Origin of the sequence: Campylobacter sp. W0066.1, from assembly GCF_024723635.1 — a bacterium.
Taxonomy (GTDB): domain Bacteria; phylum Campylobacterota; class Campylobacteria; order Campylobacterales; family Campylobacteraceae; genus Campylobacter_D; species Campylobacter_D lari_C.
The window spans coordinates 74,138-87,022 of sequence record NZ_JANQCW010000006.1; the positions used below are offsets into that span (position 1 = coordinate 74,138).

A 12,885-nucleotide genomic window follows, 5' to 3' on the forward strand; every position below is an offset into this window, starting at 1 on the left:
GAAAACATGGCCGAAGAAGTAACACTTAAAGAACAAGATAATCAAGAAAAAGCTTTTTCAGAGATAGATGAAAATCCAGGAGTAGAAGAACAAGCTATCCCTCCTGGTATGATACCTCCTGAATTAGAGGAGGAAGAAAGCACCTTTCAAAGAGTAGAAGAAGAACCTCAAACACCACAGCCTGAAGAGAAAAAAAAGCTTTTTGATAAAAAATTTATTATTTTAATTTCTGCGCTTGGAGGTCTTGCTCTAATACTGCTTGTAGTTTTAATTTTACTCATAGTCTTCAAAGAAGATAAAAAATCCGCTTTAAATACTCAAATCTTAGATGATAATACTAGCACAAGCATCACTAAAGTAAAACAATCAGCATTAGATCTTGTAGTGCAAAAAGCAAATTTATTATACGAAAAAGGTGATGTAGAAAGCGCTTTAGAACTTTATAATAATATTAATATTTTCAATCAATCCTTATCTAGCTATAATCTTGGCGTAGCTCAAATGAAACAAAAAGACTATGCTAGTGCCATTGAAAATTTTAAACAATCTTTAGAATTAGAAGAACATAAAGTAGCTGCGGCCATCAATATAGCTGTATGCTATTTCAATCTTGGTAATAAAGAAAAATTTAATTATTATCTTGACTTAGCAAAAGTACATTTACCACAAGATTCTAAATCATCTTTGTATGATTATTACCTAGGCTTAATTAATTATTATCAAGGATTTTATCCTGAAGCTTTACAGATGTTTATGCGTTCAAATAATATTAATGGATACCAAAGTGAATCTTACTACCTTGGAGCAAAAATTTATGCATTATTAAAATCAGAAAAAAATGCTATTGAATTTTTACAAAAACAAGAAGATTACGAAGCAAGTTTACCCTTGGGCTTATTATATGCAAAATCAGGTGAATATCAAAAAGCTAAAGAATATCTTGAAAAAGCTTCAAAAATAGAAAATCATGAAGCAAGAAGTAAAGTTGCTCTAGCTTTAGTAGAATTAAAAACAGGGCAATTTGAAAGTGGAGCTCAGATTTTAAAAGCTTTATATATAAAAGATAGAAATATAGGTTCAAAATATTATAATATCAAAACCAGATTAAAAAGAAATTTTTCAAATATCGACATAGCCCAACAGCATTTTGCCAAAAGATTGATTACCGGAAAACAACAAATTTATGATTTGCTGTTTTACTTCTCGCCTTATCGTGTTTTTGATGTTAAGCAAAGTATGGAGCTTATCGCAAAGGCTGATTTGGGTAATTTTATACAAGGTTATGAATACGAAAATGAATTGCTTGTTAAAAGTAAGGCTTTATCAGGGGTTAATATAGAATTATCTCATGCTATTAATTTAGCTTTTAATTTTCATTTAAGAGAAGCAAATCAAGAATTTAAAAATTTAAGTGAAATTTATCATGCTCATGATGTAATTCATTATAATCTTGCACTAACTTATGCACAATTACAAGATTATAACAATGCCTATAAGCATTTTTCAACCGCATATCATTTAAATCCCAAAAATTATATCGCAGGGATTTTTGCTATATATTGTATGGATTTAGTAAAAAAAGATTATACTAAACTAGCTAATGAACTTTTAGAAAATCTCCAAGCAGACAACACTATAGATCAAAATCATAATATATTTAAATACTTATTGCATTTAACCAAAAATGATTTTACCGCCATGATCCCTTATTTAGATAATCTTTCAAACACAAACAATACACCTTTAGAGCTAATGTTTGCTATTATAGCCGCTAATGGCAATAATCTTGAAACTTTAAGAAATCAAAAAATTAAGGAATTAAAAGATCTATTAAATGAAGATATAATTAGCAATATTTTATATTTTAATTCTAAAAATACAAATCTTGATATTAAAGAGTATGCCAAACAAGCACAAATGTATTTTTTAACTACCAAACTTGATTATAATTCTTTATTTGGTGGAGCTGGAATAGTTAAAGATAGTTATGTAACACTTATGCAAATAACAGGCTTGCTTAATCATGTTAGAAACGATATTAAGAAAAGACTTGCCATGAGCAATAAAAACTCCATTGGATTGATTTTTGCTCTAGCTTATGTTGATATTTTTGCAAAAGAATACCAAGAAGCATACACGCTTTACAATATTTTAATAGATGATTATAAAATCAAAGATGCGCAAACTTTATTTTTAGCTGCAGTTGCAGCAATAGGCTCAAACAATCCAAATTCAGCTATAGCCTTACTTGAACTAGCAAGATTGGAAAACGAAGAAACCTTAGAAGCAAGGCTTGCTTTAGGACTTTTATACCATGAAGTGCAAAACCTAGAACCTGCTATGTTTCAATATGAAAAAGTAGGTAATAATTTTGAAAGCAAATTCTTTACTTTTGATATTAAAAATTAGTATTTTCATAAAACAAGAAAATACTAATTAATTCTTAAAAAATATATACAAAAATAAATTATAAATTAACTTGTTAATACACTATAATATATGGGAATAATTTTATGAAGTGGCTCCGGATGTAGGATTCGAACCTACGACCAATCGGTTAACAGCCGACTACTCTACCGCTGAGCTAATCCGGAACATCAATAAATAAGAAATGGTATTATATAAGAAAAAACAACTTTTGTCAAGAGTTTTTTACAAAAAATTATATTTTTTTATAAAAATTTACTCCTGCTAAATTTTTTACAACGACTTTTTGCTCTTTAATTAATTTTTCCAATACCTCTTTGCTATATTGACTAAATTTATTTTCTATATCAAATTCACTTTGCGCTCTAAGCTGTAACATCTTCAAAAGCTCTTGAGTATTAAAATCAATCTTTTCGCCTTTATAATAATGCTTAGCAAGCACAACAGGCACACTAGTAATATACATACTTAATTCTTCTAATTTTTCCATAGATATACCTTTAACAGGATAAGCTGGAGGTCTATCAATAGTGCTAAAATCTACTCTTGATGGCTTTATTTTATCAAATACTTCATTTAAAGCTAACATTTCTTCTTTACTATCATTTAAGCCTTGTACAATCAATACTTCCATGATAAGCTCACCTAGAAATTTTTTCCTAAAAATTATCATTTTTTCAATCATTATTTCAAGCTTAATTTGTTTTAAAGCTCTATCTATCCTATAAAATGTTTTTTCTTTAGCACTATCAAGACTAAATTTAACCACATCAATATCCATTAAAGCATCAAAAATATCCGAATTTAAAACTCCACTCCCATTGCTTAGGATCAAGAGTTTTTTATCTTGTTTTATTTTATTTAACTCACAAACTAATTCTTTTAAATGAGGATATAAACTAGGTTCACCATTTGCAGTTAATGTCAGAAATTCAAATTTCACATTACTAGATAAAGCTTGTTTTACCTGTTCTAAGATATCTTGAATTTTTGGATATACTAAAGATTTTTCCACGGGTTTTGCAGCTTGCAACTCACAATACACACAATCAAAATTACATTGCTTTTGATTTGGACTTAAATCAACCCCTAAAGAAAGCCCAAATCTTCTTGAGCTTATGGGGCCAAAGGTAATTTTATTCACTTTTTAGATTTCTCTTGAACTAACTTGATAAAATATTTAGCATTTTCAACAGGAATATCAGGCAAAATACCATGTCCTAGGTTAAAAATATGTGCACTATCTTGCATGATATTTAAAATTTTATCCACTCCTGCTTCAATCGCCTTTTTATCATATAATCTACAAGGCTCCATATTACCCTGTAAAGTATATTTAGCACTTAGTTTTTCTTTTGCTAAGTCTAAAGGCGTACTCCAATCTACACCAAAAACATCAAAATTACCACTTATATCATCTAAAAATCCACTAACACCTTTAGGAAATAAAATCACAGGAATATGTGGATATTTTTCTTTAATAAAATCAGCAATTTCAAGCATATATTTAAAAGAAAACTCAAAAAACATTTCTTTTTCTAAAGCGCTTGCCCAACTATCAAATATCTGTATAGCATTAGCACCTGCTTTAATTTGCTCTTGGATATAATACTTTAAAGCCAAAGTGAGTTTAGATAAAATTTGATGTAAAAATTCAGGATTTTGATAAACTAATTTTTTACATTTTGCATAATTTTTACTACCACCGCCCTCTATCATATAAGTAGCAATAGTCCAAGGACTTCCACAAAAACCAATCAAAGCTTTATCATGCACAAGTTTTTCTCTTGTAAGCGCTAGTGCATCATAAACATAAGAAAGATTTTTAACACTTTTTTCAACATCTAATCTTTCCAAATCTTCCTTGGTTTTAATGGGATTTGAAAATATAGGGCCCTCGCCTTTTTCAAATTTTAAGTCCATACCCATTTCTAAAGGCACCACCAAAATATCTGAAAAAATAATAGCTGCATCAACACCCAAAATATCCACAGGTTGCAAAGTAACTTCACTTGCTTTTTTATAGTCCTTACAAAGCGATAAAAAATCTCCAGCACTTGCTCTAACTTCCATGTATTCAGGTAAATACCTTCCTGCTTGACGCATCATCCAAACTGGAGTATAAGGGGTTGATTTTTTAAAACACGCATCAATAAAAATCATTTTTATTCCTTATTAATGATCACTTTTATGCAAGAAATAAAGCCCCACACAAAGAGCCAAAATAGAACCTGCCAAATAAGTCATATCCAAAACTGTATTAAGTTGCATTTGTAAAATTCTTTGGAAAAAATTTACAACTAAAACCATGATAATTACTTTTGCAAGCTTATCTTTTAGCTGATCCAAACTATGCACTTCTAAAACTTTTGACTGCTTTGTTTGTTTAAAATCCTCTATTTCACTAATAAAAAGCTCATAAATTCCAAAAGAAAAAATAAATAAAACCAAAGCCATCAAATATAAATCCACAGCTCCTATGATCAAACCAACAATATCTTCATGCAAATCTACCGTAGAATTTGGCAACATAAAGTATTCAAATACATATTTTAAAACTTTAATCACATCATAACTTGCGATAAAAAATAAAACAAAAGCTCCTATTAAACCAAAAATTACAGGTAAAATAGTAACCAAACGACTTTTAACTAATAAATTCTCAAAAAATCTTTCTAGCATTTTTCTCCTTTTTAAACCAATTCTAGCCATTTTTGCGCAATACGCACTGCATTTGTAGCAGCTCCTACACGAATTTGATCAGCCACGCACCATAAATGTAAAATGTTTTTGTGGTTAATATCACGTCTAATTCTTCCTACATAAGTTTCGTTAGTATCACTTGTAAAAAGTGGCATAGGGTATTTTTTATTTTCTACATCATCAATCACAACAACACTTGGTGCTTTAGAAAGTATCTCTCTAACTTTAGCAACATCAACATCTTTTTCAAAATGCATAGTAATGGCTTCACTATGACTTCTAAGTACAGGGACTCTTACGCAAGTTGCTGAAATTTCAAGTTTTTTATGCAATATTTTTTGCGTTTCATTCACCATTTTTAATTCTTCTTTGGTGTAGCCATTGTCGCTAAAAACATCGATTTGAGGAATCAAATTTAAAGCTAAGGTATAAGGAAAAGTTTTTGCTTCAAATTCATCTAATTTAAAAGCAAAAAAACTTTGCATTCCTTGAACCAATTCTTCCATGCCTTCTTTACCTGCACCACTTGCTGCTTGATAAGTACTTACGTCTACTCTTTTTAGATTAAATACATCATCAAGTGGTTTTAAAACATGTACCATTTGTATAGTAGAACAATTTGGATTAGCAATAATTCCTGTTTTTTCCCAATCTTTAATATCTTCACTATTACATTCAGGAACCACCAAAGGAACATTCTCATCCATTCTAAAATGACTTGTATTATCAATTACCACGGCACCACATTCTACTGCATATTTTGCATACTCAGCACTTATATTTCCTCCAGCACTAAAAAAAGCAATATCTACAGGATTTTCTTTAAAAACACTTGGAGTTAATTTTTTTACTTTATAGCTTTTACCTCTAAATTCTACTTCACTACCTGCACTTTTTGCACTTGCTAATGGTAAAATACTTTCAACTGGAAAATCAAGCTCATCTAAGACATTTAAAAGTTCTTCACCAACTGCTCCTGTTACACCTACAATAGCTATTTTTTTCATTGTCCGTCCTTTTTAAGTAATATTGTATTTTTTCATTTTTTCGCTAAAAATTTTCTCACTCATCCCTATAAGCTTAGCTGCTTCTGTAATATCTTGTGAATTTTTTAAAGCCTCTAAAATCAATTCTTTTTCAAGATTTTTAATATCTTTACTTTTTCTACTTTCTAAGAATAAATCTTGAGCACTAATCTCATCATTTTCACTTAAAATACAAGCTCTTTGTATAATAGAAATCAACTCTCTAATATTACCTGGAAAATCATAAGCTAGCAAAGCATCTTGTGCTTCTTGATTTAAAGTTTTTTCATTAAAATCATATTCTTTACATGTATCAAGTAATACCTTTTGTGCAATTTGCAAAATTTCTTCTTGACGCTCTCTTAGCGGTGGTATATTAATAGGAATAGTATTAAGCCTATAATATAAATCTTGTCTGAATTCATTATCTGCAATCTTTTTTTCTATATGAGCATTAGTTGCACTGATAATTCTTACATCAATCTTTATACTTTTAGTACTTCCTAATCTTGTAATTTCTTTTTCTTGCAAGGCTCTTAATAATTTTGCTTGAATTTCATAAGGCATTTCACCTATTTCATCTAAAAATAAAGTGCCTTCATTAGCAAGCTCAAATAATCCTATTTTAGTAGTATTAGCATCGGTAAATGCACCTTTTTCAAAACCAAAAAGCTCACTTTCTATCAAATTTGATGGAATTGCCGCCATATTAATTGCTACAAAAGGCTTTTGTGTTCTTTTTGAATTTTTATGCACAAAATTTGCAAAAACTTCTTTACCTACCCCACTTTCTCCAAAAAAAAGCACACTTGCATCTGTTTTAGCAGCTTTTGTAGCTAATTTTAAACAATTTTCCAAAGCCTTAGAAGTGCCATAAAAATCTTGATTTTCATCTTTTTTGATAGTCTTTTTATTTGTTTTTTTAGAAGTCTTTTCTTGAATTATTTTTGCGCGTTTTATCGCAGTTACCAAAGTATTGATATCAAATGGTTTTACTAGAAAGTCTTTTACTCCAAGCCTTACTGCCTCTATAGCACGATTTAGTGTCGCATTACCTGTAATAATGATAAAATCATATTTATTCTCACAAGCTTGCACAAATTCAATACCATCCATACCTGGCATATTAATATCTGTAATAATCAAATCAACATCATCATTTAGTTTCTTTAAAGCTTCAGTTGCTGATTTATAAGATTTTATAGTAAATTCCTCATACTCACTCAAAGCGATTTCGAGTGATTTTCTCATATTTATATCATCTTCAACTATAACTAAATTCATTATATACCTTAAACTAAAATACCTTTTTTAGGACCACTTTTACCATGGCATTCTTTATATTTTTTACCACTACCACAAGGACAAGGTGAATTTCTAGGCACTTTAGTAATTTGTGCTTCACCATTTTCATCAACACCACTTTCTGTAGCACTAGCTAAAAACTGCTCGTTTTGCTCGTGGCTTTTTTCTTCAAAATTTTGTGCTTCTTTTTGGGTAAAAACTACATTAAATAGTAATTTTAAACTATCAAATTTAACACGCTCAACAAGCTCCATGAAAAGATTATAGCTTTCTTTTTTATATTCTACCAAAGGATCTTTTTGATTATAACTTCTTAAACCTATACCAGTTTTTAAAATATCCATTTGGTATAAATGTTCTCTCCATAGATTATCTAAAATTTGAAGATATAAAATTCTTTCAATTCTTCTAGCTTCTTTATCTTCAATAATACTCATTTTATCTTTGTAAGCTTTTTCTAAAATTTCACTTAATTTATTTTCTACTTCAATTACACCTAAATCTTTAAAATCAGCTTCGTTTAGTTCAAGGTTACATTCGTAACTTACTTTTTGTTTTAAACTTTCAAAATGTTTAACATCATCTTCAAGCTCTGCATTTAGATAAATTTGACTTACCAAATGATTACTATATTCAGCAATATTTTTTAAAATTTTATCTTGCAAGTCAAATTCTTCATCTAATAATTCATTTCTATAATTATAAATAGTCTTTCTTTGTTCATTTGCCACATCATCATATTCAAGTAAGTGTTTTCTACTTTCAAAATGTAAACTTTCAACTTTTTTTTGTGCATTTTCAACAGCTCTTGTAACAATGCGACTTTCTATATGCTCACCCTCTTCTATACCTAATCTTTCCATGATATTTTTAATGCGATCACCACCAAAAATTCTCAAAAGATTATCCTCTAAACTTAAATAAAATCTACTTACACCAGGATCACCTTGACGTCCTGCACGCCCACGAAGTTGATTGTCTATTCTTCTGCTTTCATGGCGCTCAGTTCCTATGATATAAAGCCCTCCTAAAGCTCTTATTTCATCATCTATTTTTATATCAACCCCACGACCTGCCATATTGGTAGCTATAGTTACTGCGCCTTTTTTACCCGCATCTTGGATAATTAAAGCTTCTTGTTCATGATTTTTAGCATTAAGTACATGATGAGGAATGCGTTCTTTTACAAGCATATTATGAAATACTTCACTTCTTTCAATACTTGCAGTCCCCACTAAAACCGGTTGACCTTTTGCATTTGCTTTTTTTATCTCTTCAATAACTGCTTTAAATTTTTCTTCTTGTGTTTTATAAATCAAATCATCTTTATCTATTCTTGCAACCTGTATATTTGTAGGTATGGAAACCACATCTAAATTATATATTTGAGAAAATTCTGTTGCCTCAGTTTGTGCAGTACCTGTCATACCTGCTAATTTTTTATACATTCTAAAATAATTTTGAAAAGTAATATCTGCTAAAGTTTGACTCTCTTCTTGAATTTTTACTCCTTCTTTAGCCTCTAATGCTTGATGCAAGCCGTCACTAAAGCGTCTTCCTTCGCTTAGCCTTCCCGTAAATTCATCAACAATTACAACTTCTTTATCTCTTAATACATAATGCACATCTTTTTCAAATAAATTATGTGCTTTTAAAGCCTGATCAAGCTGATGGGCTAATATTGCATTATCTAAGCTATATAAATTTTCTACTCCAAATAATTTTTCTGCCTTAGAAATTCCAGCCTCTGTGATCATAATAGTTCTATTTTTCTCATCGACAACAAAATCACCACTTGGCAATTCTTGAGGAGTAGCAGCTGCTTGGCCTTTTTGCATTTGTTTTGCTACTTCATTTGCTTTAATATAACCATCTAAAGTTCTATTTGTAGGCCCACTTATAATAAGCGGAGTTCTTGCTTCATCTATTAAAATACTATCTACTTCATCAACTATAACAAAATTATGTTCTCTTTGTACTTTTTCAAGTTTTGAAAATTTCATATTATCACGCAAATAATCAAAGCCAAATTCATTATTTGTACCATAAGTTATATCACACTCATAAGCTTTTTTATGCGCCTCATCGCTATTTTGTTCTGAAAGTATCACCCCCACACTAAAACCCAAGAAATTATAAATGGCACTCATTTGCTCTGCATCTCTTTTGGCTAAATAATCATTTACAGTAACCACATGCACACCCTTACCGCTCATAGCATTTAATACAACAGGTAAAGTCGCAACCAAGGTTTTACCTTCCCCGGTTTTCATTTCAGCGATTTTTCCCTCATGCAAAACCATACCACCGATTAATTGCACATCAAAATGACGCATATTAAGCGTTCTTTTTCCTACTTCTCTAACTATTGCAAAAACATCATTTAATATTTGATCTAAAGTTTTTTCTTCTTTTTGAATTTGTGTTTTAAAATCTATAAAATTTTGTTTTAATTCATCATCGCTTAAATTTTGGTATTTTGACTCTAAAGCATTAATTTGTGCAACTCTCTTTAAATATTTTTTTACTTCTCGATCGTTTTTTGTGCCAAATATTGCTTTAAATACACTAGAAAACATTTTTTTACCTTTAATTACAAAAATATATGCTAGATTATACCTTGATTTTAATTAGAACTATATAAAAGTTTTATTTGCATAAATTTTATATAATTTGTTAAATTTTAAAGGATAATTATGAAATATTTTATATTTTTAATGATATTTGCTTGTAATATTTTTGCTTTTGATATAAATTTTAAAAATTTTAGCAGTGATTTTGAGCAAAAAGTGCAAAGTAACAATTCTTCGCTAAATTATAAAGGAAATTTTATCATTACTCAAAATAAAGCTTTTTGGAATTACACTAAACCAAATAAAAAACAGATTTATATCAATAACAAAGAAGTTGTTATCATAGAACCTGAATTAGAACAAGCCATTTATACTCAATTGCAAAATTTACCAAATCTTCAAGCAATTTTTAAAAATGCAAAATTAATATCTCATGAAAATTATGAAGCAAAATACGAAAATATCACATATAATATCAAACTAGAAAATAGTAGTCTTAATAGTATTTCTTATAAAGATGAATTAGGAAATTTAGTTAGTATTTATTTTTACAACCAAAAATTTGATCAAAATATTAACAAAAATATTTTTATACCAAAAATCCCAAGCCATTTTGATATAATCCAATAATCAAAATGGTATCTCTTTAAACAAATCTTGTTCTTTGTTTGGTGCTAACATTTGCATTTGAGTATTTTCCATAGTTTTTAAAATCATATCCATAGCTTCTTTACTTGCATTAACATCTTGATTGAAACTTATATTGTCATCTTTAACACTGCTTGTTTGAGTAGCATTCATATCTTTTGATTGGGTATTATTTTGATCTGAGGTTTTAGCAACTTTAAGAATATTTTGAATTTCTTCTTGCTTAGCAGTTTCTTTTAAATCTTCTTCCTTTTTTTCTAAATCTTTTACAAAACGCTTCAGTTCTTCTATATCAAATTGAGCTACTGAATTAATTTTTAAAATGTAAATATTTTTTATTTGAGTTTTGTATTTTTTATTGCTAAATTTAAGCAAAGTTTCTTTGAAGTTGTTTTTACCCACTTCTGTGAATAAATCTTCATAAAAATAACTAGATACAATAGTGTTTAAAACATCAATAATTTTCTTTTGGTCTAAATTTTCTCCCTCAAAATCTAAAGTCATTTCAATCTTTTTTAAAGTATTATTTCCAACCTTTGAATACAAATCTGTTCTAAAATCTTCTATACTTAAAGAATTAGCATAAATACTACAAAAAGAAAAAAATAAAATTACCACCCATCTCATAATCACTCCCTATCTTCTTCTAAATTTACAAATTTTTCTTGCAGATAAAATTGTTTTACCTCTTTATCGAATTTTAAAATTTTTAAAAAATAATCCTCAAAAGGCATTTTATAATTATATACGATTTTTAAATTACTTGGATTAATGGCTCTTGATAAACATACATATAATTGTCCTTTTTCAAAAATTCCATCAATATCACATATTAATTTATCTATACTCATACCTTGAGATTTATGGATTGTTATAGCATAAGCTAGTTTTATAGGAAATTGAACAAATTTAGCTTTTATCTTAACTTCTAGTTTTTCATCTTTATCTAGCTCATACTCTTCTAAGGTATATTCATATGGTTTTAATTTCAATCTTTCACCATTATTTTTTTCTATCAGAATATATTCTTGCTCTTTATCTTTTATAAAATCTAAAACAACACCTTGCTCCCCATTATAATAATTTTCTTCTTTATTATTCACACAAAAAATAATCTTAGCGCCTATTTTCAATTTTAACTCACTCAAAGAATTAAGTCCGTTAATCCACTGCTCGTAAGTTTTATCATCTAAAGTATAATCTAGTTTTTCAGCTTTTGCATTAAATACACTTTCTTTACCTTGTAAAAGATTTAATTTTTCAGTATTAATATGATTAGTTTTTTTATTTGTGGCACATAATAGAGTATATTCATCCATATACTCAAGTAAATTTTTTGAACTAATTAACATTTTTTTAAAGAAATTTAGCATTTCTTTATTTACTTCACCCATTCTAAGAAAAAACAAATATTCATAAAATTGCTTATCTAAAGTTCTTTTTGTAATGCTAAGTTTTAAATTAATAAATTTAAGATCATTCCAAGCTTGCGAAGAAAAAGCATATAAAGTATTTTGAAATAAAGTGCTTTGAATTTGATTTTCTCTATAATTAATCACAGGTGGAAGTTGAAAAAAATCTCCAACTAATAAAATTTTACCATTAAAATCACTTCTTGATAATCTATAATAAATCATTTCCATCAATGAAGCACTTACCATAGAGATTTCATCAATAACCAATAAATCACATTGTTTTAAAATTCTCTTTAATTTTTCTAGTTTATCTTTTTGCTTTCTATCTTCATAATACAACTCATCATAATTTTGACATCTTTTAAAAGCAAAAAAACTATGTAAAGTAACACCACCTATATTAAAAGCACTAAGTGCAGTAGAACCCAATACAACGACAATTTTTCCTTGAACTCTATAAGATTTTATAAGCTCCATAGTTAAAAAAGACTTACCAACACCTGCACCACCACTTAAAAATATGTTATTATCTCTTAAAAAATTTTCCAATCTACTCAATATCATCTTAACATTATATTATAATCTAGTAAAACCCTTATAAAAATCTCTTACAAACTAATTTATATTTTTTATCAATTAATACCTTATCTAATATAAACAACCAAAACCTATCATCCACAATTGATTCAAACACCAAATTAAAGTATTGCTACTAGCCTAGCTACTATCTCGCCAAAAAATCCACCACCAACTAAAAATATAAAAACAAAAACATCTAAAATAAAATAA

The 12,885-nt window shown here is 28.4% G+C and carries 10 protein-coding genes and 1 tRNA gene; 2 read left to right on the forward strand and 9 right to left on the reverse strand.

Annotated features, from left to right (window positions below; translation table 11 throughout):
• The first annotated feature begins 6 nt into the window (after positions 1-6).
• On the forward strand, positions 7-2,409 hold the full coding sequence (locus CAMP18497_RS03680; protein WP_337212502.1) for a tetratricopeptide repeat protein: 2,403 nt from the start codon (positions 7-9) through the stop codon (positions 2,407-2,409).
• Positions 2,410-2,519: 110 nt separating this feature from the next.
• Here CAMP18497_RS03680 and CAMP18497_RS03685 read toward each other — a convergent pair.
• The 7 genes from CAMP18497_RS03685 to secA form a co-directional block, all read right to left on the reverse strand.
• A tRNA-Asn gene (locus tag CAMP18497_RS03685) sits at positions 2,520-2,594 on the reverse strand.
• A gap of 68 nt (positions 2,595-2,662) precedes the next feature.
• Positions 2,663-3,571, reverse strand: a complete 909-nt coding sequence (locus CAMP18497_RS03690) for a radical SAM protein (protein WP_337212503.1) — start codon at positions 3,569-3,571, stop codon at positions 2,663-2,665.
• Complete coding sequence (gene hemE / locus CAMP18497_RS03695; protein ID WP_337212504.1) at positions 3,568-4,590, reverse strand: uroporphyrinogen decarboxylase; 1,023 nt, start codon at positions 4,588-4,590, stop codon at positions 3,568-3,570. The genes CAMP18497_RS03690 and hemE overlap by 4 nt, the downstream gene beginning before the upstream one ends.
• A 12-nt stretch (positions 4,591-4,602) precedes the next feature.
• Positions 4,603-5,109 carry a YqhA family protein gene (locus CAMP18497_RS03700; protein ID WP_012661246.1) on the reverse strand — a complete coding sequence of 169 codons (507 nt, stop codon included), beginning with the start codon at positions 5,107-5,109 and terminating at the stop codon, positions 4,603-4,605.
• 11 nt (positions 5,110-5,120) lie between these two features.
• A complete protein-coding gene (locus CAMP18497_RS03705) occupies positions 5,121-6,137 on the reverse strand; it encodes an aspartate-semialdehyde dehydrogenase (RefSeq protein ID WP_337212505.1) in 1,017 nt (338 codons plus the stop codon).
• Positions 6,138-6,149: 12 nt separating this feature from the next.
• On the reverse strand, positions 6,150-7,439 hold the full coding sequence (locus CAMP18497_RS03710; protein ID WP_337212506.1) for a sigma-54-dependent transcriptional regulator: 1,290 nt from the start codon (positions 7,437-7,439) through the stop codon (positions 6,150-6,152).
• An 8-nt stretch (positions 7,440-7,447) separates the two neighbouring features.
• Positions 7,448-10,039, reverse strand: coding sequence for a preprotein translocase subunit SecA (secA, locus tag CAMP18497_RS03715; RefSeq protein WP_337212507.1), 2,592 nt, complete (start codon positions 10,037-10,039; stop codon positions 7,448-7,450).
• 117 nt (positions 10,040-10,156) lie between these two features.
• On the opposite strand from secA, the gene lolA reads away from it, so the two are divergent.
• Positions 10,157-10,663 (forward strand): LolA-like outer membrane lipoprotein chaperone, encoded by a 507-nt coding sequence (lolA, locus tag CAMP18497_RS03720; RefSeq protein WP_337212508.1) that lies wholly within the window; start codon positions 10,157-10,159, stop codon positions 10,661-10,663.
• Here lolA and CAMP18497_RS03725 read toward each other — a convergent pair whose 3' ends face one another.
• Both CAMP18497_RS03725 and CAMP18497_RS03730 read right to left on the reverse strand, forming a co-directional pair.
• On the reverse strand, positions 10,664-11,308 hold the full coding sequence (locus tag CAMP18497_RS03725) for a flagellar basal body-associated FliL family protein (RefSeq protein WP_337212510.1): 645 nt from the start codon (positions 11,306-11,308) through the stop codon (positions 10,664-10,666).
• Positions 11,309-11,310: 2 nt separating this feature from the next.
• Positions 11,311-12,657 (reverse strand): ATP-dependent DNA helicase, encoded by a 1,347-nt coding sequence (locus tag CAMP18497_RS03730; RefSeq protein ID WP_337212517.1) that lies wholly within the window; start codon positions 12,655-12,657, stop codon positions 11,311-11,313.
• Positions 12,658-12,885 lie beyond the last annotated feature (228 nt).

Bases quoted from the DNA above. Each gene is read 5' to 3' on its own strand.
- CAMP18497_RS03680 (WP_337212502.1), top strand. From the start codon at position 7: ATGGCCGAAGAAGTAACACTTAAAGAACAAGATAATCAAGAAAAAGCT.
- hemE (WP_337212504.1), bottom strand. From the start codon at position 4,590: ATGATTTTTATTGATGCGTGTTTTAAAAAATCAACCCCTTATACTCCA.
- CAMP18497_RS03700 (WP_012661246.1), bottom strand. From the start codon at position 5,109: ATGCTAGAAAGATTTTTTGAGAATTTATTAGTTAAAAGTCGTTTGGTT.
- CAMP18497_RS03705 (WP_337212505.1), bottom strand. From the start codon at position 6,137: ATGAAAAAAATAGCTATTGTAGGTGTAACAGGAGCAGTTGGTGAAGAA.
- CAMP18497_RS03710 (WP_337212506.1), bottom strand. From the start codon at position 7,439: ATGAATTTAGTTATAGTTGAAGATGATATAAATATGAGAAAATCACTC.
- secA (WP_337212507.1), bottom strand. From the start codon at position 10,039: ATGTTTTCTAGTGTATTTAAAGCAATATTTGGCACAAAAAACGATCGA.
- lolA (WP_337212508.1), top strand. From the start codon at position 10,157: ATGAAATATTTTATATTTTTAATGATATTTGCTTGTAATATTTTTGCT.
- CAMP18497_RS03725 (WP_337212510.1), bottom strand. From the start codon at position 11,308: ATGAGATGGGTGGTAATTTTATTTTTTTCTTTTTGTAGTATTTATGCT.